Consider the following 22,475-nt stretch of genomic DNA (forward strand, 5'->3'; position numbering starts at 1 on the left):
CTCCTTAATCGTCAATGTGTTCAATGATGACTCCGTGGGCTATCCCCGGGATGCTCTGTCCCTCATTGAAGCTTACGGTTGATAAAAGGGCTCCTGTGGGCACGAACAGCACCCGCTTCCATGTACCGTCCTGGACCCTGGGCAATATATAGGAGCACAAGGTAACGGCACTGCACCCGCAGCCGCTTCCGCCTGCATGGGTGTCCTGCTGGTCCTTATCATAGATCTCAATGCCGCAGTCCATATGGATCTGGCTTAAATCCCTGCCCTTATTCTTCATAAAATCCAGCAGAATGGTCCTTCCGATCTCGCCCAGGTCACCGGTTATGATCTTATCGTACCATGTCTCATTGACCTGGAAGTCCTCCAGGTTCTGTTCAATGGTATGAAATGCAGCCGGAGCCATGGCAGCTCCCATGTTCATGGAATCCTTGGTTCCCATGTCCACCATCCGTCCCGTTGTAATGCCCGCAATCCTGGCCAGGCCGTCCTTTCTGTTCCCGGCTATGACCACGGCTCCGCAGCCTGTTACGGTCCAGGTAGCGGACATGGGTCTCTGGTTGCCGTAAGCCAGTGGAAAGCGGAACTGCTTTTCAGCCGTGGCAAAGTGACTGGATGCCATGGACATGACCTGATCGGCATATCCTCCGTTCACTGCCATGGCCCCAAGGCTTAAAGCCTCCCCCATGGTGGAGCAGGCTCCATACAGGCCAAAAAGGGGGATCTCCAGATCCACGGTGCCAAAGGAGGTGGCGATCAGCTGCCCCAGCAGATCACCGGCAAACAGATACCGCAGGTCGCCTTTTCTGACGCCCCCTTTTTCGATCACCAGGTCCGCCGCCCTTTTCTGCATGGCGCTTTCCGCCTGCTCCCAGTTGTCCTTGCCAAACATGTCGTCCTGCTCCACCTGGTCAAACATCTGCCCCAGCGGACCATCACCTTCTTTTTTTCCCACTACGGAACCCGCGCTGATGATCACCGGCGGATGTTCAAATTCAATACTAGCCTTTCCTTTCATCTGTCCCATCTCTTGCATTCTCCTTCCTCTGACAGGATATATTCATTAACAGTATCTCTCATTTCCTGAAAATTAGTCATGATCATCCATGAGATGCCCAAAGGATATTCCAATGGCTTTAGGAAATTGACAGAACCGGGAATATCTGATAGTATGGGATTTTAGAAAGACGAGGTATCATTACCGTGAATTCCCATTGGAAACAGACCACTGCGCGCTTTTTGACCGCGCAGACCATATCGCTTTTCGGCTCCTCCCTGGTGCAGTACGCCATTGTATGGTACATCACGCTCTCCACCTCCTCGGGCAGGATGCTGACCATCTCCACCATCTGCGGCTTTGCGCCTCAGATTATCATCTCCCTGTTTGCCGGGGTATGGATTGACCGGTATGACCGCAAAAAACTGATCATGGTATCGGACGCGGTGATTGCCCTTGCAACCCTTGCCCTGGCTGCGGCCTTTTTATCCGGCTGCCGGGAAATACGGCTGCTTTTTATCGTGCTCTTTGTGCGTTCTGCGGGCACAGGGATCCAGACACCGGCAGTGAATGCCGTTATCCCCCAAATCGTTCCGCCGCGGCATCTGATGCGCGTGAACGGTATCCAGAGCACCTTAACCTCCCTTATGATGTTCCTCTCCCCGGCTGCCAGCGGTGCCATTCTGTCCGCAGCCGGTCTGGAGGCCACCCTGCTCATCGATGTGGCCACCGCGCTTATAGGCGTGGGGATCACATCCACCCTGACAATTCCCATGTACCGTAAAAATACGGTTGAGGGAAATGCACAAATTGACAGTTTAAAGGAAGGATTCCGGTATCTGCGCTCCAATACATTTGTGCGCCGTCTGCTGATGTTCCAGATCGCAATCCTTTTCCTCATCAGCCCCTCCGCCTTCCTCACTCCCCTGATGGTAAGCCGTACATTCGGCTCCCAGGTTTGGCGGCTGACCGCTTCTGAAATGACATACAGCATTGGTACCGTACTGGGAGGGCTTCTCATCACTTCCTGGGGCGGGTTTAAAAAGCGGCTGAACACCACCCTCATGGCCGGTGCGGCTTACGGCATACTGATGCTGGGGCTGGGGACGGCTTCCGCCTTCTGGGCCTATCTGGCGCTCAACACCATGATCGGTATCACCGCCCCCTGCTATCAATCTCCGGTCACCGTGTCCATCCAGGAACGGGTAGAGCCCTCCATGCAGGGAAGGGTATTCAGCTTCATGCAGATATCCACCTCCTGTGCCCTTCCCCTGGGCATGATGGTGTTCGGCCCTCTGGCTGATGCGGTCAGAATCCAGTACCTGCTCATAGGCGGAGGCCTGGCTGTTATGGCATGTACGGCCGGTGTGGCTTTAAAGGGCGGCTTAAGCAGCATATAGACAAAAAAACAAGACAACCAAACGTACTCCGTCCCATTGTCTTGTTTCAACCGCCATATCTATTGTTATAGCTGGAAAATCCCCATCCATCCGCCAACCCAGTAGATCAGTCCCAATACCCAGCTGGTAAGGACCCCATATAAGATCACCGGTCCGGCAATTGTAAATATCTTGCAGCCCACGCCAAACACCTCCCCCTCTGCATGGAACTCAATGGCTGGTGCCACCACTGAATTTGCAAATCCTGTAATGGGAACCAGTGCACCGGCACCGCCGAATTTTACGATCTTGGGATAAATATTCAGCCCTGTGAGCACAATGCTTAGAAAGATCAGGGCCAGCAGATTCCATATGGCTGCCGGCTCCTGCTCCATCCCCATCCGGTTCATCAGAAAATTGGTGATAAACTGCCCGATCACACAGATGACGCCTCCCACCAAAAAGGCGCATGCCATGCTTTTAGGCAGGTTGTGGACCGGTGTGATCTCCTTTACATATTCCCCATATTTTTGCTTATCAATTTCCATCGCTTCCCACTCCTTTTCATCACATTCACTTTGGTGCACTCTCTGAGACTCCGGGAGTACGCTTTATCCCATGGAGGCCATACGGAACCAGAAATAGACCAGGGATCCTGTAAGTTTTCCGGCGGCCAGGGCAAAGATCAGGTACTGAAGCCCCACGGCCAGATGGATCCTCCGGCTGATGACCGGCAGCGCCTTCAGCGTCTCCGCCAGGGACATAACCAGGCATCCCACAAAGATCCCCACGCACACGCCGGCCACTGCCAGGAAAATGGTGCCTATAAAGCTTCCCATATAGATGGGAAACTCATAGATATCCACAATATTTCCCAGCACGCCTCCCAGCACGATCACTGTCTCATACAGTATAATATGTTTTCTGGTGCCTGTCTTTCCCATAAGGCGCACGAATACACCGATAATAGCCAGAAAAGCATATACGCCGGCTGCAATGACGCCGCCGGCGCACAGGCCGAAAAAAGCCAGCAGAATCTTTTTAAGTAATATCAATTTTGGACTCCTTTCTGCCGTCCTCGGCAATCAGGGTCTTACTGATATTATCCTCATAAAGACGCATTTCCACCTCCAAAGGAGTGGGATCCGTATTCAGCTTTATAGAAGCAAAATGGTTAAAGAACCCGATGATCCCCACTGCCAGGCCTATGCTGTAGCTGGCCTCCAATACGGTGAATCCTCCTGATTCATATCCCATAACAAGCTTAAAGATCTCGCTGAACACGTCAGTCACGCTGACGTCATTGTTAAAAGTCATGATCGCAAAGGCTGCGCCGAAAAAGCAGATGCCGCAGACAAAGATTGTTTTCGTCCATTCCCAGACATAGGTGGGAGGTGCTGGCGGCTTATATGCAATGATAAAGTCCACTTCCCCCACATGGTTTACATCCAGGGTGGAATCCATCTCAATCAGTTTGCGTGTCACATCCAGGGCGCTCATAATATAGCGCCTTTTTTCATCCAGCTTTACAGTCATGACCTTCATGGAATTGCACTTGTTCATTACGTTCTGGTCATCACAGTAGACCTGGGCCACATCCTTTAAAACCACATCCTTGTGTGTCAGTTCTGTTATCTGACTAAGTTTTACATAGACTGTGTGCTTCATAATCCCCGTCCGCTCCTTGACAGTTCCTGCTCCCCGTACATCCTGGATGCAGGGTCTGTCACAAAGGCCGGATAAGCCTCCTCTTCCGGTACCGTATTCTGCTCCTCCCACACAAGGGTTCCTTCCTTTTCATATCCCCTGTCACCCATGGCGGATGAAAGATACCACACCAGGACCCCTATCAGGACAAGCGCCCCGACAACTGCCAGAATTTCACATACTCGCTTACCAAAACCCATATAGATCACATCCTTTTCGTAAACTGGTTTGATTGGTTCTGATAACTAGTATGGTTTGAAAAATTAAATTTATACTTTTTTATTTTTCATAGCGCATTCGCATTTCTTTTAAGATCCGCTTTTCGAGACGTGAAACCTGTACCTGGGAAATCCCCAGTTCCTTGGCAATCTGGGTCTGGGTCTGGTTGTAAAAATACCTTCTGACAATGATCTCCCTCTGCTCCTCGTTCAAGCCTTCCATGAGCTCCTTTAGCACCATGCGGTTTAGCAGTTCCTCATGGTCATTGTTCTCCTCCTCCAGCCGGTCCATCAGGAACGTGGTATTGTCATCCCCATTGCCCGCGGGCCGGTACAAAGATTCCACCTCGGCGCCTGCCTCCAGGGATGCCGCCACTTCCTCACGGCTGGTATCCAGATGCCTGGCGATCTCCTCAATGGTGGGTTCCCGTCCCAGGCTGTATGTCATCTCCTCCCTGGCAGCCCTGACCCGTATCCCCATTTCCTTGATCGAGCGGCTTACTTTGATCATTCCGTCATCCCTGAGAAAGCGCTTGATCTCCCCGGTTATCATGGGCACCGCGTAAGTGGAGAATTTTACGTCAAATCCCGTGTCAAATTTATCAATGGCCTTTATAAGCCCAATGCTTCCGATCTGGAACAGATCCTCCATCTCGTAGCCCCGGCCTGTAAAACGCCTTACAATGCTCCATATGAGCCCTACATTGTCCATCACCAGCTGATCCCTGGCTGCTTTATCCCCTTCGTGAGCCATACCTATTAATTTCATGGTCTCATCCATCTGCGTCACCTGCCGATGAATTTCTTCATTGATACCAGGGTTCCCTTACCCGGTTCTGACTGTACATCCACCTGATCCATAAATGCCTCCATAAAGGAAAATCCCATGCCGGAACGCTCGCCCTCAGGATCCGTGGTAAACATTGGCTCCATGGCTCTTTTTACATCCGCGATCCCTACCCCGGTGTCCTTTACACACACCTCCAGCACATTTTCCTGTGTATCGGCCGTGATTTCCATATGGATAACCCCTCCCCGGCCCTGGTAGCCGTGGATGACCGCATTGGTCACTGCCTCGGACACAGCGGTCTTCACATCATCCACTTCCTCCAGGGTAGGATTCAGCCTGCTCATGAAAACAGCGGTCACGACCCTGGCAAACTCCTCGTTCTGGGAAAGGCTGTCCATCTCCAGCCTCAAATGTTCCTTACAGCTCCCTGATTGATTGAATCGGGGACTTTCCATCATTGATTCCATTTTCTTATCCTCCATTCTTCCTTCTTCCCTTTCATCCCTTAAGGGCCGATTCCCTGTCGTCATAGCCCTGTATCAGACGGTTCATCCCGCCCATTTCCAGTATCCGCCTCACCTGGGCTCCCGCCCCATAGTAAGCCACCTTCCCCCTGCTTGCGGCCATCTGTTTGTAACGGCTCAGCAGCACTCCGATCCCCGAGGAATCCATAAAAGATGTGTGTGTAAAATCAAACACGATCCTGTTAATATAATTTTCGTCAAGAAGCAGATCCGTATCGCTTTTCAGATTCCTGCAATTGTGGTGGTCCAATTCCTTTGGAAGATGGATGACCAGCGTCTGTTCCCTGGCTTCATAGGTAAACATTGTATGATCCATGCTCTCATACTCCTTTCTTATGCGATGTAATAATAAAAAAAGATACTACAAAAGACGTATAAAACTTATCTTCTGTAGTATCTTACTGTGTTAATATCCTCTGGCGTTCCTTGCCCTGTCCACATAATCAGAACTGGGGAATTCATTTACCACTTTGTCAAACATGGTATTGGCATTGTCCATATCACCGGCATCCTGGTACAGACGGCCCACATAGAAAAGAGCCTCCGGGTTGTCCGGCCTGATGGTAAGGCTGGCCTGGAAATAATCCATGGCCTCTGTCTTCTTGCCCGCGTTCCAAAGGGTAAGGCCGCGTTCCACCAGGGTCTGATAGATATTGGCCGTCATATCCTGGCGTATGCTTTCCACAATGGCCTGTATGTTCTCATCCTCGATCAGGTCAAAGCTGGCTTCAGCAAATGATTTGGCCGCCGTCACCATATCCCCTGTCCTGTAATTCTGGAGGATCCATATAAGCCCCTGGTACTGGGCCATGACACTGGTATTGCCGTTGGTCAGCTCATCCAGCCTTGACTGCACTTCCTTGGCCTGGGCATCCAGCTTATCATACTCTGATTTCAGCATATCGTACTGCTGGTTGGCATTGCCCAGCTTCTGGCTGTAGGCAATGATCTCCTGATTCTTCTCGCTGTTAAGAGCCTTTGTCCTGGCCGGAAGGATCAGGACAAAGAAGACCGCCACCCCCAAAAACAGGCCTATAATAATATGGAGGATGGTGGAAAGCCCGGTGCTCTCCTTGTAGCTGTTGGGGATGATCACATCATCATCCTCCATCTGCCTGTGGGAAAACGCTTTTACCATCTTCCTCTTTTCCGCGTCCGCCCTGCCCGTGTTCTGCTTTACAATGGACATATAATAAAGGGCTTTCTGATTGCTTTTGTCAATCTGAAGGATCTTGTACAGGGAGCGGCCCGCCTTGTTGTAATCCTCCCTGCTCATATACAGCAGGGCCAGCAGCAGATGGGCCTTCACAAAATGGGGATTCGACTCCACCACCCTTGCCAGCTGCAGGATAGCCAGGTCATCGCTTCCATTCTGTGCGTGCCACAGGGCCTGGTTAAATGTCTTCACATTCTGGCTCTCGCGCTCCAGCTGTCCCGGTTTTCTCTGGATCTCATCCAGATAATGGTCGGCCAGGTTTCCCTCAGGCTGGAGGTTAAGGCTGATGACCCACTGTACCAGGGCATCGGCCACCTCCCCGTTCTCGTAGTATATAAGGCCCAGCAGATTACGGGCGTCCGTCTGAAATTTATTAAAATGAAGGCTTTTCTTCAGACACTGGGCCGCGCCGGACAGATCCCTGATCTTTGCCTTTTCCAGGCCCAGATTATAGAAGCTGTTGGCGATCTGCTGGTTCTTTCTTCCATAGTCTATATTCACCGCTTACTTTTCGCCTCTCTCTTTAATCAGTTCCATCATGATGTCAGTCATATCTGTTAAATCACTTTTTACAATGGCGTCCTCCACTTCCTCCACATCCAGGCTCGGCTTAAAACGCTCAATTTCCTCTTCAAAATCAATCATGTATGTTCAACTCCTTTCAGGCCTCCTTCTGTTTCAGGCGCTCCAAAGCTGCTTTGATCTCCCCGATCAGGTACAGGGATCCTGCGCAGAACAATACCCCTTCCCCGCTGATCTCCCTCATTCTTCTCACCGCTGTCCCTGTGTCCTCAAAGGACAGGACGGGACAGTCCGTGTCTTTCTCAAATTCCCTGGCCAGCGCTTCCGAGGACAAGCCACGGTCACTGTTCATATGAACCACTCCAATGGTCTCCCAGGCAATTCCTTTGGAGAGCTGGGACACCATCTCCCCGTAATCCTTGTCCGACACAGCCGCAAACAGCAGATAGGGATGTTTCCCCAACCGCTTTGCTATCTCCCGGGCAGTCTGTATAAAAGCGCCGATCCCTCCCGGGTTATGCGCCCCGTCCAGATAGACGCCCGGGGCCGCCTGCTCCATTCTCCCCGGCCACATGGTCTTTTTGATCCCCCGGACGATCTGCTCATCCGTAATATTCCACGTAATGGCTCCGGCCGCTCCCTCAGGTTTATGGCCTAAAACCCGGCTGTGCTTCCTGCACCTCATCCCCGTGTGTCTCAGCACATCCAGGGTACGCACGGCAAGCATGGCGTTTTCCGCCTGATAAAACGCCTCAAAAGGGATCTGGATCTTTAACCGCTTATCATCCTTCATCCTGGCACTGACCGTAAGCCCGTCCTCCCCCACACCTTCCACACGGTAGTCTTCCCTGCCCACAGGATAGCGGGCAGCGCCCCGGCGGAATGCGCAGCCCTCAAGGATCGTGGATACCTGGGGCTGGTTGTCGTCAAATATAAGAGGAACGCTGCTTTTGATAATACCCGCTTTTTCTGCCGCAATCTTTTGCAGGGTATCCCCCAGATACTTGGTGTGGTCTAAGCTGATGGACGTGATCACACAGGCACAGGGGTGCTCCAGCACATTGGTAGTGTCTAACCTTCCTCCCATCCCGGTTTCCAGGACCATCACATCCACTTCCTGTTTCTTAAACAGTTCCATTGCCATATAGAAAAGAAATTCAAAAAAAGTGGGATGACATTTGCCCGTTTCCACCATTCTTTGGCTGACCCTGAGAACAGTCTCAAAGGCTTCCTCAAAGTCCTGTTCCCCCACCATGGCCCCATTGATCAAAAAGCGCTCCCTTACTTCCACTAAATGAGGAGAAATAAAGGTGCCTGTCCGATACCCTGCTTCCCTGAGCATGGATGTAAGGAAGGCGCACACGGAGCCTTTGCCATTGGTCCCTGCCACATGGATGGCCGGTATATCCCTGTCAGGCGCGCCCATGGCATTCAGCACGCTTCTGACATCTTCCAGAGAATTCTTTTTTCTGGTCCACATAGGAATCTGATTCAAATATTCCTCTGCTCTTCCCATTTCATTACCATTCTTTCTAATAAGCCTGCCATGGACCATTGATCATCCAGAGACAGGCTTTTATAATATTAACCCAATTTTATGTAATTATCAACCGGATATTCTCGCCAGGGTTCGTCACCAACCGACAAGCCTTGCTTTATATGTTCACGGATCTGCTTGCTTTGGCGCGTGCCGTCATGCCTCCTGTGCCTTAGCCGCAGACTTTCTGCCCACGGGCAGCTGTGCAAGGATAATGGCTGCAAACATCAGGACACAGCCGGTTAACTCCTTGGCCGTAAGCTTCTGGTTGAGAATGGCCCATCCCGCCAGTACGGATATGCTGGATTCCAGGCTGAGGATCAGGGACGCCACCGTGGGGTCCGCTCCCTTTTGCCCGATGATCTGCAGGGTGTAAGCCACACCGCATGACATGACGCCTGCGTAAAGCACAGGTGCCCATGCGGCCAGGATCTGCCCCATATCCGGTGTCTCATACAGGAGCATTCCCATTCCCGAAAGTATGCCGCACACAAAAAACTGGATGCAGGACATCTTAACTCCGTCCACCACCGGTGAAAAAAAGTCAATGATCATGATATGCACTGCAAAAAGGGCGGCACAGACCAGCATCAGCAGGTCGCCCTTGTTCACCGACAGGTCGCCTCCTGTCATGCACAGCAGGTACAATCCCGCCACGGAAAGCGCCACTGCGCCCACGATCACAGGGCTGCATTTCTTTTTAAAGAACAGTCCCAGGATCGGAACAATGATAATGTAGCAGGCGGTGATAAATCCCGCTTTTCCAACCGTGGTATACTGTATGCCGAACTGTTGGAAATTGCTGGCAAGACACAGGAACACACCGCAGCAGACGCCTCCGGTCACCAATGTCTTTCCGGCTCCCGGTATGGATACGGTCTGTTGCGCTTTCGCCCGCTTCCTGTCAAAATACCAAATACATGGCAGCAGAACCACTCCACCGATCAGGCTTCGGACACAGTTAAATGTCAACGGACCCACATAGTCCATTCCCACGCTCTGTGCCACAAATGCAACTCCCCATATGGTGGCTGTCAAAAGCAGCAGGACCGCATTTCTCATCTTCATGTTAGTTATAACCTCGCTGTAATTTTATTGTAAGATTTCTTCCTGGGGCAGCACCACATTCAGGCTGTAGGAAACAGACACATCCTTGCGCACATAGGCCTTGTTAAAGGCTGACAGGATGCGGTGCATGACCTGCTCCCCGTTCTCATAGGTGGCTGAGGGCAGCAGGATGATAAACTGGCTGACGCTATAGCGGGCAAATGCATCGCTGGAGCGCAGCGAACTGTTGATCACATTCCTGAGACGTTCCATGGCCCTGGCCTGTATCTCCGGCTTTAAGGTGCGCCCCTTCCTGTCACCCACGGTGAGCAGGCACAGATAAACCGAATCGCCGCTGCGTTCCACCCCGCGCCTCTCCAGCTGCACCAGACGTTTGAATACGGCGTATTCGCACTGGTAAGCGCCCCGGTTTTTCTCCTCCCCGCAGCTACTGTTACGGTCCAAGGCCTCCTGGATCACATTCAGGTCCGTGATCACTTCCTGTTCGCTGTCACTGATCACCCGGTACATTTCCTTAAAACGCTCCGAGGGGGTCATCAGCCGCTCACGGTAGAACATCTCCGTGGTATCCCTGTAATTTTGGAGGGCCTTTTTCTGGTCACCTTTTTTGTAAGCCGCATAGATCAGATAATAATGAAAATCCTCTGTAAACCGGTCTATGGAAACAGCCTGTGTACAGATTTCCTCCACCTGTGCGTAGTCCCCCCGCTCCATCAGATCTTCCGAGACAGCCCGTACCAGCTTCTGGTAAAGGGAGTGGTAATATGTATGTAAGGGATTGACCCAGCTTTCATCCGCAGACTTTGGAAGAAAGGTGCCCTTGTAAAGTCCAAGGGCATCCCTCCACTCCGGTTCCAGATTTCCCATGTCATCCTGGGAGTTTAATATGCGCTTGCACAAAAACTCAAACCGGTCCGTGTCAATGGTCAGCTTCCAGGAGGGGTTCCACATATAGGCCCCCTTCTGGTTCAGGATCAGTTCCTGAGAGGGAAAGCCTGCAGCTTCCATCATCTTCCGCACCCGGAAAACCAGGGTCTTTAAAGCCCCGTAAGGATTGTCCTGCATCCCTTCCTGCCATATGGCATTGAACAGTTCGTTAATGCTCACATCCTTGCGCCGGTTGACGATCAGATAGCTCAGCAGGCTCCAGGCTTTCCTGGAGCGGTTATCGCTGTCGCTCATGGTTCTGTTATCCATGGTGATGGTGAATCCTCCGAACATGTTCACCTGGATCACCGGATTGTTTCCTGATGTATCAATCATGCTTTGTTCTCCCTCTCTGTCTGGTACTTTTCCTACTTCTGAAGCTGTGCCAGACGTGTCTTTACCTGTTCCATCATCTGTGTATATTTTTCAAGCTTTGCCTTTTCCTCAGCTATTTTGGCTTCCGGTGCGCGGCTTACGAACTTCTCATTGTTCAGCATGCCGTTAGACCGGGCAAGTTCTCCTGCCAGGCGCTTTTCTTCAGCCCTGAGCCGTTCAACTTCCTTCTCAATATCCACCAGTTCGGCAAAAGGCATATAGATAACCGCTTTGGGGAGCACGGCAGATACCGCGTCTTCGGCGATTCCCGCCTTATCCCTCTGCAGTATGACTTCTCCCGCATATCCCAGGGTTGCAAAAAAGCTTCTGCTGTGCTCAAATACGGACAACAGTCCCTCATCCTCAGAAACCACGTACACGGTGGCCTTTTTGCTGGGCGGTACATTCATGGATGTGCGGACGCCGCGGATGGCCCGCACCGCTTCCTTAATGGTTTCCGTGGACCCTTCCTCCTCCCTGAAGTCCCAGTCCTGCCTGTATGCGGGCCACTGGGAAACCATGATGGTCTCCTCCTCTTCCTGAAGGTTGCAGAATATTTCCTCGGAAACAAATGGCATGAATGGGTGAAGGAGTTTTAAAGCCTGGATCAGGACAGTCCTCAGCGTCCAGATCGCCGCTGCTTTTGTCCCGTCCTCTTCATTGTACAGCCTGGGCTTCACCATTTCAATATACCAATCGCAAAATTCTTCCCAAATAAAATCATAAACCTTCTGAAGAGCGATCCCCAGCTCATATTTATCCAGGTTTTCCGTTACATCCTTTGTCAGCGTATTCACCTTGGACAAGATCCATCTGTCTGCCATGGTAAGGCTGTCCGCGTCCACGCCGCTTATATCCGGCGCCTTTTCAATATTCATCATAATGAAACGTGATGCGTTCCACACTTTATTTGCAAAATTGCGGCTGTTCTCCACCCGCTCCCAGTAAAAACGCATATCATTGCCAGGTGCATTTCCCGTGATCAGGGTCATGCGCAGGGCATCTGCGCCGTACTTGTCAATGACCTCCAGCGGGTCGATGCCGTTCCCCAGGGACTTACTCATCTTGCGGCCCTGGGAATCCCTTACCAGGCCGTGGATCAGAACCGTGTGGAACGGGTTCCGGCCGGTCTGTTCAATGCCGGAGAACACCATGCGGATCACCCAGAAAAAGATAATATCGTATCCGGTAACCAGCACATCCGTGGGATAGAAATAATCCAGGTCCTCTGTTTTTTCCGGCCATCCCAGGGTTGAAAAAGGCCAGAGGGCAGATGAGAACCATGTGTCCAGGGTATCCTCATCCTGCTTAAAGGCGGTGCACCCGCAGTCCGGACAGGTATGGGGCGCTTCCCTTGCAACCACGATACGGCCGCATTCCTGGCAGTAGTAGGCAGGAATCCTGTGTCCCCACCAGAGTTGGCGGGAAATACACCAGTCGCGGATCCCTTCCAGCCAGTGGAGATATGTCTTTCCAAAGCTTTCGGGCACAAATTTCAGGCTTCCGTTCTTAAGGGCTTCTATGGCCGGCTTGGCCATCTCCTCCATCTTCACAAACCACTGCTGCTTTACCATGGGTTCTACCGTGGTCTTGCAGCGGTCATGGGTTCCAACATTGTGGGAGTGGGGAACCACCTTCACTAACAAGCCCTGCTTTTCCAGGTCGGCCACAATGGCCTTCCTTGCCTCATAGCGGTCCATTCCCTTATATGGCCCGTCCACATTCACGGTGGCGTCATCGTTTAAAATAACAATCTCCTCCAGGTTGTGGCGCTTTCCCACCTCAAAGTCATTGGGATCATGGGCCGGGGTAATCTTAACACAGCCGGTTCCAAACTCCTTGTCCACATAAGCATCGGCAATCACGGGGATCTCCCTGTCTGTCAGAGGAAGTTTTAACATTTTGCCCACAATGTCGCTGTAACGCTCATCCTCCGGGTTCACCGCCACTGCCGTGTCGCCCAGCATGGTCTCCGGTCTGGTGGTGGCGATCTCCACAAACCTTCCAGGTTCACCTGCCACCGGGTAATTGATATGCCAGAAAAAGCCGTCCTGCTCCACATGCTCCACCTCTGCGTCTGAGATGGAAGTCCGGCAGACCGGGCACCAGTTGATGATCCTGGATCCCTTATAGATATATCCCTTTTCATAAAGCTTTACAAAGACTTCCAGGACCGCATCGGAGCAGCCCTCGTCCATGGTAAACCGCTCCCTGTCCCAGTCTGCGGAGGAGCCCAGCTTATGAAGCTGATTCACGATCCTGGTCCCATATTCATCCTTCCACTTCCAGCACTCCTCCAGGAATCCATCCCGTCCCAGATCTCTTTTGTCAATACCTTCTTTTTTCAGCTTGTCTATGACCTTGACCTCGGTGGCAATGGCTGCATGGTCCGTTCCGGGCTGCCACAGCGCCTCATATCCCTGCATTCTCTTATAACGGATCAATATATCCTGCATGGTGTTATCCAGGGCATGTCCCATATGAAGCTGACCTGTGATATTGGGAGGGGGCATAACAATGGTAAAGGGCTTTTTGCTGCGGTTCACCTCTGCATGGAAATATTTTCCTTTTAACCACTTCTCGTACAGACGGTCCTCTATGGCCGCCGGATTATAGGTTTTTTCCAGTTCCTTCATCTTTTAATCTCCTTTTTCCCTATGAAATAAAAAAACACCCTTTGCTCCTTCGGCTGCATCAGCCGTGCAAAGGGCGAATAACTCGCGGTACCACCTTTATTCTGCCGGAAGCACCTCTTCATCCGGCAATCTCTTTAGCCTGTAACGGAGCCGCCCGTCAGACAGTTACACAAAACCCAGGAGCCACAACTCCCGGTTCCTTCACCGTCCCAGTTCAGAAGCTACCTTCCACCATCCATCCACCCGGGATACCTTTCAGCCCATGGGCCTCCCTCTCTGTTGGCTGTTATGGTGTACTCCTCTTCCTCATAACCTTTGATCTCATTGATTTACTTAACAATCATAAAGATTATTTTACCATTTGTCAAGCTGTTTTCATCTTTGCAGCTCAGCGATAGACTAAGCCGCAGGCTTAGCTGGCCATCACTGCCATCTGCCAGGCTTTGCACACATCGATCCACTCCAAATAACCGGAGGCCTTTTCCAGTTCCGGTATGGACAGCCGGACCGCGCTGCTGGCGCTTCCGCAGGCAGGATACACTGCGTCAAAGCGCTTTAACGACTCATCCAGATAAACCCTTACCCCCTCCTTCACACCAAAGGGACATACGCCGCCCACGCTGTGTCCTACCAGGTCTGTCACCTCGTCCGGTGAGAGCATCTTGGCTTTTGTCTTAAACTGTTCTTTATATTTGTGGTTGTCCACCTTTGCGTCCCCTGCCGCCACGATGAGCACCGGTCCGCCTTCCACCATAAAAGAAAGCGTTTTGGCTATTCGGGCCGGTTCACATCCCACAGCCGAGGCCGCCAGCTCCACCGTGGCGCTGGAAACCTCAAAGGTATAAATCCTGTCCTCCAGCCCCATTTTTTTAAGATGTTCCTTTGCAATGTCAAATGCCATGTCCTTTTACCTCCATTGATCCGATACGGTCCCGTCAAACCAGCATCACCAGGGACCTAAACCATCATCCTGTACTCCTGCTTCCACCGCTGCACCATCTGGGCCGCCCCGTTGATGCGCTTGATGGGATCCTTTTTAAACAAAGCCCGCAGGGCCCTTACCTCCTCATCCTGCCCGGCGTCCAGGCTGGCCGCATCCATCTCCTTTTTCCACCGGCTCCTCAGCTCCTCTGTAAAAATGGACTGGTAGCGCTCCTTCACATCCAGCTCCGGCGAAAAGACAGAGAGGAAATAGATCCGTTTCAGCACATCCAGATCCTTTCCCAAGCCGTATGCTTTATCGTAGGACGCAAGAGCCCTGCGGAACTGGAACATCATGGCGTAGGACGCACCCAGGTTATTGTAGACCCTGGCCAGGAATAGGTCGTCCACCTTTTTGTCCTTTGGATATTCCAGAACCTTGGTATATCTCTGGGCCGCCTTGCCGTACTGGCGGGCCCGGAACATATAGTCCGCCCTCTCCTTTTCATATTCCGCCGGATGCAGGGCCCGGAGAGCGGCCACGGTCTGCTTAAACTTCTGTATTTCCTTATCACTGTAATAATCGCATTCCGACAAAAACAGCATGAGCACGTCCTCTGAACGGCTGCCTGTCTCTATCAGCTTCTCCATCCTGCCTGCCAGATAATCCACATCCAGCTCCCTGCGTATGAATTCAATGAGAAGCTCATCCATAAAATCATCCATCACAAGGATGGGATGGTTGTAGATCACATAACACAGTTCCTGGGAAGAGTGGATATGGATTCCCAACACATCAATATAGTAGGGATGTTCTACGGGCTCATGCCTGCAAAGTATCAAACTCATAAGCTTACCTCTTGTTTCACCACAGCTTTGGTGGCCGGGAAAAGTTCCCCGAATCCTTTATCTTCTATCACCATCATCATGGTTTCCTCATCAGTAAATCCAACCTTTAGCTCAACTCTGGTGGTTCTGGGCGGCCGTTCCGGAAATCCGCTTAAAGGGATCCGCACCAGTTTCTTTTTCTTGGAATCCAGGGGCGTGATTGTGAATTCAATCTCATTCTGCCCATCCACGATCAGGTCCAGGGAGCTTTTTGACTCATACCAGTTATCCCCATAAGAGGCCACTACCAGATTGCTTTCCCTGCCCCGGCGCAGTACCTTCAGGGCCACCTCAGCCCTGAGCCTGCCTTCGCACACGAATATATAGGGGTAGGATGTATCCTCGTGGGTGTAATCCGCCCCCTTATAGGCAGCCCCTCTGGCAAACAGATAGGACTCCACAAATACCTTTCTCCTGTTGCATGCCAGTCTCATAAAACCGCCGGCCCAGTCCTGGCGCTCAAATCCTTTTCCGGTGAGAAGCACCGTGGAAAAGAGCTTTCTGCTGAGAAGCTTTTCGCCGCAGGAACAAAGTATCTTGTCAGCCAGCTTGCTTCCCGAGGGAGAATCCAGAATATCCAGGTTAAATGCCTCCTCCTGGTTCTGCGCCTCGGCCTGTACCATGTTTCTTCTCATGCCTCTGATGACCTTCATCTCATAATAACACAGACGTTCTGAGGACAGTTCAAACAGCCCCACCTGGTTGGTCCAAAGTTCCTTTTTCTGGCTCAGCACATAATAGATAAAGCTTTCCGTATGGCTGATCACATGAACCCGTTCCCTGGGTATCCCCAGGAAATCCGCACAGTACATCAGGGTATCCAAAAGCCTTGCATCCACATTCTGGAGCGTGATGACCAGCTGCGCCACCTTGTCCTTGCCAAACTCTTTTTTGGGGTATTCCAGCATCTTCTGGATAAACAGCTTCAAAAGCGTGCTTCCGCTGTAGCAGATACCTCCAATGGTGGATGTCCCATCCTTTGCAGCCAGCTTTAAAAGCTTATCTACAATAACCCCTTCCCCCAGGAGAGTAGCTGCGTAAGCGTTCTCCCCTGAGAGCCAGGTTTCCTCTTCCTTCCTGCGGCAGATCACCGTAGGAATGGTCCAGGACTTTTCTTTATCATAACAACAGATCTGAGTGTAATCATCATTCAGATCCAATCCAATCACAAGCCCGTCCATAGACGACTCCTCCATAACTTTACTCTGGGATGTGCCTGAAATTCAGTGTGGAACACTTACTCAATGGGGAACAGCCTGCCAAGTGCGGCTGATTTTTTGAGATAATCCTCCATTGCATCGGACAGCCTGCTGCTGTCCCTTTCCTTCAGTGCGGTCCCCATTTCGTTGAGGCAGGCAAAACGGCTGTTCTCCTTGCCCTCCAGCTTATGGTCGCACTCCACCTGTCCTTCTGCCGCCAGTATGCGTTTTCCATCCACATGGTCATATATTCTGTACTCCATGGTTTCACCCTCAAAGAGTACTTTTTGTTTTACATAGATTCCCTGATACACCCTTCTGAAATCCTCGCCGTGCCAATCCGTCTCCTCGGGCAGGATCCTGACCTGAAGTTCGGGATGCCCGTCCTTTTTGCCCCTGTATTCCACCATGGCCTTGTCCATGATATCCTCAGGGATGGGAATATGTCTGGACAATTCCCTGGTATAAGGGAATACCAGGCTCTCCTCCAGCAAGACGGACATCATGCTCCTGCACAGAGCCGTATCCTCCTCATCGATCCGATCCAGGGTTGAAAAATAGCGCGTCAGTGCCAGCAGATAAATAGTGGGCATCCTGTCCTTTTCAATGATACCGGCCACCGCATGCTTTAAGTACTCAAACACGCGCTGGTCCATCTCCCGGCCTTCCAGGAAATACTGCACGCTTTTTTGGGTAAAGTATGCCTTTACAATGATCTCCCTGGTGGCCTTTCGTTTCATATAAAGTTCAAAGACCGAATCCATCTGTTCACAGTTGCCTGTAAACAGCATCTGGCAGAGCAGACGCTCCTCCAGATCATAGGTCTCCACATGTTCCTTTACCCCTTGTATAAGCACTTCATACATCTGGGACCCGGTTCCGTTAAAATGCTCACAGAGGTAATCCATTATGACGCTGTCATAAGCGCCTGACCGGAACACCTGGTAAGCCATGTGCAGCAGCAGGTCGTCCTGGTCAAACAAGCGCATCAGGATCGTCTTGGCGCACAGCTTCATCAGCCGGTTGGGGCTTATATACTGGCTTCCATACTCCCGTATCATGTCATATGCTTCCCGCATATAGTTCTGGCTGATCAGTGTCTCGCAGATCTGCTGCCTCTGCTTTACCCCCAGCCGTTTTTTATCCAGCTGGATCAGGTAGGTGCAGTTAAATCCTCCTGTCCCCTCCCTGTCCCCAACCGCCCGTTTGCAGTAATAGTCCGTCACTGCCTGAAGGATGGCTGATTCAAACACGGGAGACAGTTCCATCTGCACCATGGCCTCTTCCAAAAGTTCTGCATGGCGGTCCGTCTCCACGCCCTTGTCCAGTATATTCCTGCACTCCCTGAGCCTGAGCATGGGATGGCCCGGATATACCTTGTAGCACTGGTCCAAAAGTTCCGGCTTATCCATCACCGGGACCTTCCAGTGCTTTACATCCAGATACCGGTTGCCGTATGAGTCCTGGAACAGCAGGACATTCCTGTCGGAAAACAGAGGCACATAAGCTGCCTGGTCCTCCAAAAGATATGCCTCCTCCTCTTCCAGTTCCTCATAGCGCACGATCACATACTTCATCCTTGGGTCATCACACCTGATGCGGCATGACTTTAAGATCCCCGGAAGCACCCTGGCCACCCGGACATCGATCATATCCCTGTAGATCATATGCTCATAGATTACCGCCATGCGGCTGTTGATCTTGGAGCAGAACAGCTGCTCCATGGCAAACTGTTCCATATGCCTTGTATAAGTCTGATAAAGCTCCGATGCCGGATTCATATACAGTAAAATATTCCTGTAGAGCACGGAACGGCTGTGGCTGTCCAGATCCTTGTCATAGGAGAAATACAGCAGCACTTCCTTGGGAAGAAGATGGCCGTAATCCCCGGGCAGGGAGTACAGGAAATATTCATACAGCCTGGTCAGGTTCACTCCCTGCTGCAGCGCCTTTTCATACCACAGGAACGCTTCCCCTGATTTGCGCTCCCCTTTGATCAGGATGCTGCACACCGCCTCCAGAAGGCAGACCTGGGGATAGGCATCATATAACTTTACCATCAGGCGCTCCACCAGTTTCCTGTAATGCTTGATACCCAGGGCCATCCCCGCAGCCTTCACTGCGGTCTGACGGCCTACCATGCCTTTTTGTATTCCCAGATACAGGACCTGTATCTCAAAATCACCCAAATGCACCAAAAGGTCCGGATGCTCCTCCAAAAGCCTGCAGGCCGCGGTGTACAAAAACGGGCTGCTGCACCCGTTCTCAAACAGGGAGGCCATGGATTCATAAAGCTTCAGAGGATTCTGGGCCATGGTCTCATCCAGCCTGATCAGCAAAAGGAAGAGGTAGGGCCTGACCGCCCCGTCCTCCCACAGCAGTTTCCTGATGTAGCGGACCAGGGAATCCTTCTGTTCCCGGTCAGGCTTAACCTGTAGGCGCAGGTACTGGTAAAAGCAGTAGATATCCACCCGTTCCTCGCGTCTTCTCAATACACTGTCCCTGGCCTCGTCCAACACCATGGATGCACTGTCCGTCTTACCGTTGAGGATCAAAAGCTCCGCCTGAAGAAGGCGTGTCCTCTCGTCATCCGGGAAACCGGCGCGCAGGTGCTCCGCCTCCTTTGTCATCTGGTTCAGTATCAGAGCCGGCTCATAGATTCCTGTCTCGTAATTCAGGCGCAGGGAAAGATACCGGAACAGGCTTTCCCTGTCCATGTCCCCCTCTTTCAGGCCCCGCCCGGTGATATCCACCGTGGTATCGCCCTCAGCCTCTATCTCTATTATAAAGTCTTCCCTCAGGGACCGTATCCTGATACGGCCAAAGTTGCGGCCCTTATGAAGCCTTGAGGGTACGATCCTGTAATGTACCCGGCATCTGCCGTTGACAAAATCCCGGTCCGTTATCTTCCGGCTTACCAGTTCAACAAAGGGCACGTCCGCATCGATCTCTGCGGACACATACCCCCAGCCGCTGGAAGCAATATCAATAAAATCCCCCACCGGTTCCAGCGGGTTCTCATATACCCGGCCTCTGGTGTCCAGTGTCAGCTTTACCGGCTCCTTTACATGGAGGGCCACCAGAAATTCTTCCAGAAGATTCCTCCTGCCCGCCCTGCCCTTTAACCCCTCATAGATGGTACGGACGCGGGCGTCCTTCATAAAGGGAGCTTCTGTAAAATCCTGGTATTCAAACATCCTCAGAGCGGACTCCAGATCCCGTTTTGCCAGCAGCCCAAAATCCCTGGGTGTGGCAAGGGCGCCGTACACATCCCCTGTATTTCCGGCCTGAACGCACAAAGAATAAGGAATCTCCCTCTCACCTGCGTTGGTGACAAGATAAAAAGATCCCTTAATGACGTCCCCATGCTCTGTATATCTGCTGTTGACTTCGTATATTATTCGGTTTCGCAGCCCGCCAAATGCATTGTTGACCACCTGCACCCTCTCATGGCTGGAGTACACCAGTCCTTTGATATGCAGATTGTTGGCGCTGCTCACCACAATCTCACCACGGATGACCTCACCCGCCGGAACCACTGTCTCCAACTGATCCGGAGCCAGCACCAGTTCCGGAATCCCGCTGTCAATAATTCCCCTGGCCAGACGGTTAATCCGTTCCCTCATAGTACCACCTGTATCTTTATCCTTATGTGTATATTGTTCACACTTACGTAACATGATACCACATTTTAATATGTTTTAAAAGTTTTAATTGAATCTTTATGTAAATACTATCAAAATTCCAGACAGTAACCTTCCCCCTGCCGGCCATGGACCGTATCTCCTTGCGGTTCATAATTTTTTTATTTGACTACGCACTCTGTCTACTTTATAATTGACGGATATTTGCAAAGGAATCCGCTGCCGCCCATGCAGCAGCCAATTACAACCATGATGATAAAAATACTAGCTTATTTCTTGATCCCAGCCTACACCATTCTTTTTACCAGGGGTTATAACTGGTTTACCACCAACTTTTCCGTGATCGGCAACCTGATTGACCGGAAACTTGCTTTTTTTCTGTGGGGTGTGATGGTAGGTGTATACTATTACATGATCTACAGGGCGATCCGAAAACAGATCCGCCTAAAACCGCTGGCAGCCCGGCTGCTCCCCGCCGCCCTGCTCCTTCTTTTCTGCGCGGTCACCACCCCCTATCTGCCGGAGCAGCTGCCCTTAAAATCATTTCTGCACATTATATTTGCATTTGTGTCCACGGTGCTGCTGGTCTTCTTAGCATTAGTCTCCTGGAGCCAGTATCCCTCCGCTCCCAGGGCTTACCGGCCATTCCTCCTTGGCCTTGCCGTGATCGTAGTGGTCTCGGCCGTGCTTCTGGCCGTGGCAGGGATTGTCAGCAGCGCCCTGGAAATATTTCTCACAGTCACCACCGTTATCCTGTCATCACGTCTGGTGGACTGTCTTAGAAAGCTGGGCGGGCCGGATGCAAACAGCACTTGTATCATGAAGTGATTGCGTATATACTAAAATCACACTGATCAAAGGAGATAATTCATTATGACTCATCATGGAAATCCAATTTTTAAGAACCGGTACGGGGAGGTCCGCTCCGGTTGGATCATATTAGCGGTAATGGCCGCCTTTTATGTTTTTGTGTTTCTTTCCGGTACTGCGGTCATTATGGCCCTCAGCGCCCTGTTGGTCCAAACCGGCCATATCAATCCCGCCACCGGCGAGCTGTCTGCTTTTACCAACTGGCTCAATGATACCGTGCTGCCCATCGCCATGCAGATCCTCACTGAAATCATCATGATCGCCGTGCCGCTGATTTCCTGGCGTCTGATCATGGGCCATCCCTGCAAAGAAATGGGGATTACCACAGGTAACCGGGGCAGGCGTGAGGGATGGGCAGGCATGGCCCTTGGAATCATCAACTGTTCCATTGTCTTTCTCCTGGTCGTTACAGTGGGCAATGGCCGCGTGGTATCCTGGGTTCCCCATGTCACAGCCCTCACCTTCTGGTGGATCTTTGTCTTTGTTCTGGTTGCCGCTGCCGAGGAACTGTTAAACCGGGGATTCTTAATGGCAGTCCTGCGCAGGTGCCGGAATCTCTATTTCATCACGCTGGTGCCCTCTGTCATATTCGGCCTGATCCATCTGTCCAATCCGGATGTGACCTTTTTATCCATTTTAAACATCATACTGGTGGGGATCCTCTTTTCCTACATGTTCATCCGGTCAGGCAATCTGTGGATGTGCATGGGGTATCATTTCACATGGAATACCTTTCAGGGCGTCATCTACGGTATGCCGGTCAGCGGACTTACGGTTCCCGGAGTGGTGAAAACGGAATTTACCGCAAACAACCTGCTTAATGGCGGGATGTTTGGGATTGAAGGAGGGATACTCACCACCCTGGCGACTCTGCTGGGTTTTATCTTTGTATGGCGTTATTATAAAAACAGCACCTATGACTTCCTTGCAGACACGGACTCCGCTCCTTCCAAATCTTTGTCATCTGAATAAAACAACTGGCTATTATCTGAAAAGGAACTTGATTCTATTGGTCAAAATTGTTATGATATAGGAAAATGTGTTTTTTGATTCCACA

At 51.4% G+C, this 22,475-nt stretch carries 21 protein-coding genes and 1 other annotated feature; of the genes, 3 read left to right on the forward strand and 18 right to left on the reverse strand.

The window, feature by feature from the left end:
* Window positions 1-4 precede the first annotated feature (4 nt).
* Window positions 5-1,036: a stage V sporulation protein AD gene (gene spoVAD / locus CLFS41_RS19935; RefSeq protein WP_347468676.1), complete on the reverse strand. Its 1,032-nt coding sequence runs from the start codon at window positions 1,034-1,036 to the stop codon at window positions 5-7.
* 167 nt (window positions 1,037-1,203) lie between these two features.
* Between spoVAD and CLFS41_RS19940 the strand changes: the two genes are divergently transcribed.
* Window positions 1,204-2,397 carry an MFS transporter gene (locus CLFS41_RS19940; RefSeq protein WP_007864053.1) on the forward strand — a complete coding sequence of 398 codons (1,194 nt, stop codon included), beginning with the start codon at window positions 1,204-1,206 and terminating at the stop codon, window positions 2,395-2,397.
* 65 nt (window positions 2,398-2,462) lie between these two features.
* Here the strand turns inward: CLFS41_RS19940 and CLFS41_RS19945 are convergent, their stop codons facing one another.
* The 17 genes from CLFS41_RS19945 to CLFS41_RS20020 form a co-directional block, all read right to left on the reverse strand.
* Window positions 2,463-2,924 (reverse strand): SpoVA/SpoVAEb family sporulation membrane protein, encoded by a 462-nt coding sequence (locus CLFS41_RS19945; protein WP_007864052.1) that lies wholly within the window; start codon window positions 2,922-2,924, stop codon window positions 2,463-2,465.
* A 63-nt stretch (window positions 2,925-2,987) separates the two neighbouring features.
* Window positions 2,988-3,431 (reverse strand): stage V sporulation protein AB, encoded by a 444-nt coding sequence (locus tag CLFS41_RS19950; protein WP_007864051.1) that lies wholly within the window; start codon window positions 3,429-3,431, stop codon window positions 2,988-2,990.
* A complete protein-coding gene (locus CLFS41_RS19955; protein ID WP_007864049.1) occupies window positions 3,418-4,044 on the reverse strand; it encodes a stage V sporulation protein AA in 627 nt (208 codons plus the stop codon). The genes CLFS41_RS19950 and CLFS41_RS19955 overlap by 14 nt, the downstream gene beginning before the upstream one ends.
* On the reverse strand, window positions 4,041-4,283 hold the full coding sequence (locus CLFS41_RS19960; RefSeq protein WP_007864047.1) for a hypothetical protein: 243 nt from the start codon (window positions 4,281-4,283) through the stop codon (window positions 4,041-4,043). Before CLFS41_RS19960 ends, CLFS41_RS19955 begins: the two co-directional genes overlap by 4 nt.
* Before the next feature lie 79 nt (window positions 4,284-4,362).
* On the reverse strand, window positions 4,363-5,082 hold the full coding sequence (locus CLFS41_RS19965) for a SigF/SigG family RNA polymerase sporulation sigma factor (RefSeq protein WP_007864045.1): 720 nt from the start codon (window positions 5,080-5,082) through the stop codon (window positions 4,363-4,365).
* Window positions 5,083-5,087: 5 nt separating this feature from the next.
* Window positions 5,088-5,549: an anti-sigma F factor gene (gene spoIIAB / locus CLFS41_RS19970; RefSeq protein ID WP_347468727.1), complete on the reverse strand. Its 462-nt coding sequence runs from the start codon at window positions 5,547-5,549 to the stop codon at window positions 5,088-5,090.
* Between the two features lie 40 nt (window positions 5,550-5,589).
* Window positions 5,590-5,931, reverse strand: coding sequence for an anti-sigma factor antagonist (locus tag CLFS41_RS19975; RefSeq protein WP_007864043.1), 342 nt, complete (start codon window positions 5,929-5,931; stop codon window positions 5,590-5,592).
* 90 nt (window positions 5,932-6,021) lie between these two features.
* Complete coding sequence (locus tag CLFS41_RS19980; protein WP_007864042.1) at window positions 6,022-7,332, reverse strand: tetratricopeptide repeat protein; 1,311 nt, start codon at window positions 7,330-7,332, stop codon at window positions 6,022-6,024.
* Between the two features lie 3 nt (window positions 7,333-7,335).
* Window positions 7,336-7,476 carry a hypothetical protein gene (locus CLFS41_RS30475; RefSeq protein ID WP_007864040.1) on the reverse strand — a complete coding sequence of 47 codons (141 nt, stop codon included), beginning with the start codon at window positions 7,474-7,476 and terminating at the stop codon, window positions 7,336-7,338.
* 16 nt (window positions 7,477-7,492) lie between these two features.
* Window positions 7,493-8,869, reverse strand: a complete 1,377-nt coding sequence (locus tag CLFS41_RS19985; RefSeq protein ID WP_045093436.1) for a folylpolyglutamate synthase/dihydrofolate synthase family protein — start codon at window positions 8,867-8,869, stop codon at window positions 7,493-7,495.
* 177 nt (window positions 8,870-9,046) lie between these two features.
* Entirely contained in the window at window positions 9,047-9,958 is a 912-nt protein-coding gene (locus CLFS41_RS19990) for a DMT family transporter (protein WP_045093265.1), read from the reverse strand.
* A 24-nt stretch (window positions 9,959-9,982) separates the two neighbouring features.
* Entirely contained in the window at window positions 9,983-11,221 is a 1,239-nt protein-coding gene (locus CLFS41_RS19995; RefSeq protein ID WP_045093266.1) for a BTAD domain-containing putative transcriptional regulator, read from the reverse strand.
* A gap of 32 nt (window positions 11,222-11,253) precedes the next feature.
* Window positions 11,254-13,896: a valine--tRNA ligase gene (locus tag CLFS41_RS20000; RefSeq protein ID WP_007864032.1), complete on the reverse strand. Its 2,643-nt coding sequence runs from the start codon at window positions 13,894-13,896 to the stop codon at window positions 11,254-11,256.
* Window positions 13,897-13,962: 66 nt separating this feature from the next.
* Window positions 13,963-14,215, reverse strand: a binding site (T-box leader).
* Window positions 14,216-14,308: 93 nt separating this feature from the next.
* A complete protein-coding gene (locus CLFS41_RS20005) occupies window positions 14,309-14,797 on the reverse strand; it encodes a YbaK/EbsC family protein (RefSeq protein WP_045093267.1) in 489 nt (162 codons plus the stop codon).
* Between the two features lie 56 nt (window positions 14,798-14,853).
* Complete coding sequence (locus CLFS41_RS20010; protein WP_045093268.1) at window positions 14,854-15,666, reverse strand: hypothetical protein; 813 nt, start codon at window positions 15,664-15,666, stop codon at window positions 14,854-14,856.
* Window positions 15,663-16,886, reverse strand: a complete 1,224-nt coding sequence (locus CLFS41_RS20015) for a DUF5716 family protein (RefSeq protein WP_045093269.1) — start codon at window positions 16,884-16,886, stop codon at window positions 15,663-15,665. The genes CLFS41_RS20010 and CLFS41_RS20015 overlap by 4 nt, the downstream gene beginning before the upstream one ends.
* Before the next feature lie 56 nt (window positions 16,887-16,942).
* On the reverse strand, window positions 16,943-20,530 hold the full coding sequence (locus CLFS41_RS20020) for a DUF5717 family protein (protein ID WP_007864026.1): 3,588 nt from the start codon (window positions 20,528-20,530) through the stop codon (window positions 16,943-16,945).
* A gap of 246 nt (window positions 20,531-20,776) precedes the next feature.
* Here CLFS41_RS20020 and CLFS41_RS20025 point away from each other — a divergent pair, with 246 nt between their 5' ends.
* Window positions 20,777-21,376, forward strand: coding sequence for a hypothetical protein (locus tag CLFS41_RS20025; RefSeq protein WP_200895102.1), 600 nt, complete (start codon window positions 20,777-20,779; stop codon window positions 21,374-21,376).
* 45 nt (window positions 21,377-21,421) lie between these two features.
* Window positions 21,422-22,390 carry a CPBP family intramembrane glutamic endopeptidase gene (locus tag CLFS41_RS20030; RefSeq protein WP_045093270.1) on the forward strand — a complete coding sequence of 323 codons (969 nt, stop codon included), beginning with the start codon at window positions 21,422-21,424 and terminating at the stop codon, window positions 22,388-22,390.
* Window positions 22,391-22,475: the final 85 nt, after the last annotated feature.

The sequence above is a fragment of the Clostridium sp. FS41 genome (assembly GCF_000954015.1).
Classification (GTDB): domain Bacteria; phylum Bacillota; class Clostridia; order Lachnospirales; family Lachnospiraceae; genus Enterocloster; species Enterocloster citroniae.

What these genes read in the sequence shown, in the direction of transcription:
- spoVAD (WP_347468676.1), bottom strand. Translation starts at nt 1,036, where the DNA reads ATGCAAGAGATGGGACAGATGAAAGGAAAGGCTAGTATTGAATTTGAA.
- CLFS41_RS19945 (WP_007864052.1), bottom strand. Translation starts at nt 2,924, where the DNA reads ATGGAAATTGATAAGCAAAAATATGGGGAATATGTAAAGGAGATCACA.
- CLFS41_RS19955 (WP_007864049.1), bottom strand. Translation starts at nt 4,044, where the DNA reads ATGAAGCACACAGTCTATGTAAAACTTAGTCAGATAACAGAACTGACA.
- CLFS41_RS19960 (WP_007864047.1), bottom strand. Translation starts at nt 4,283, where the DNA reads ATGGGTTTTGGTAAGCGAGTATGTGAAATTCTGGCAGTTGTCGGGGCG.
- CLFS41_RS19965 (WP_007864045.1), bottom strand. Translation starts at nt 5,082, where the DNA reads ATGGATGAGACCATGAAATTAATAGGTATGGCTCACGAAGGGGATAAA.
- spoIIAB (WP_347468727.1), bottom strand. Translation starts at nt 5,549, where the DNA reads ATGATGGAAAGTCCCCGATTCAATCAATCAGGGAGCTGTAAGGAACAT.
- CLFS41_RS19975 (WP_007864043.1), bottom strand. Translation starts at nt 5,931, where the DNA reads ATGGATCATACAATGTTTACCTATGAAGCCAGGGAACAGACGCTGGTC.
- CLFS41_RS30475 (WP_007864040.1), bottom strand. Translation starts at nt 7,476, where the DNA reads ATGATTGATTTTGAAGAGGAAATTGAGCGTTTTAAGCCGAGCCTGGAT.
- CLFS41_RS19985 (WP_045093436.1), bottom strand. Translation starts at nt 8,869, where the DNA reads ATGGGAAGAGCAGAGGAATATTTGAATCAGATTCCTATGTGGACCAGA.
- CLFS41_RS19990 (WP_045093265.1), bottom strand. Translation starts at nt 9,958, where the DNA reads ATGAAGATGAGAAATGCGGTCCTGCTGCTTTTGACAGCCACCATATGG.
- CLFS41_RS19995 (WP_045093266.1), bottom strand. Translation starts at nt 11,221, where the DNA reads ATGATTGATACATCAGGAAACAATCCGGTGATCCAGGTGAACATGTTC.
- CLFS41_RS20000 (WP_007864032.1), bottom strand. Translation starts at nt 13,896, where the DNA reads ATGAAGGAACTGGAAAAAACCTATAATCCGGCGGCCATAGAGGACCGT.
- CLFS41_RS20005 (WP_045093267.1), bottom strand. Translation starts at nt 14,797, where the DNA reads ATGGCATTTGACATTGCAAAGGAACATCTTAAAAAAATGGGGCTGGAG.
- CLFS41_RS20010 (WP_045093268.1), bottom strand. Translation starts at nt 15,666, where the DNA reads ATGAGTTTGATACTTTGCAGGCATGAGCCCGTAGAACATCCCTACTAT.
- CLFS41_RS20015 (WP_045093269.1), bottom strand. Translation starts at nt 16,886, where the DNA reads ATGGACGGGCTTGTGATTGGATTGGATCTGAATGATGATTACACTCAG.
- CLFS41_RS20020 (WP_007864026.1), bottom strand. Translation starts at nt 20,530, where the DNA reads ATGAGGGAACGGATTAACCGTCTGGCCAGGGGAATTATTGACAGCGGG.
- CLFS41_RS20025 (WP_200895102.1), top strand. Translation starts at nt 20,777, where the DNA reads ATGCAGCAGCCAATTACAACCATGATGATAAAAATACTAGCTTATTTC.
- CLFS41_RS20030 (WP_045093270.1), top strand. Translation starts at nt 21,422, where the DNA reads ATGACTCATCATGGAAATCCAATTTTTAAGAACCGGTACGGGGAGGTC.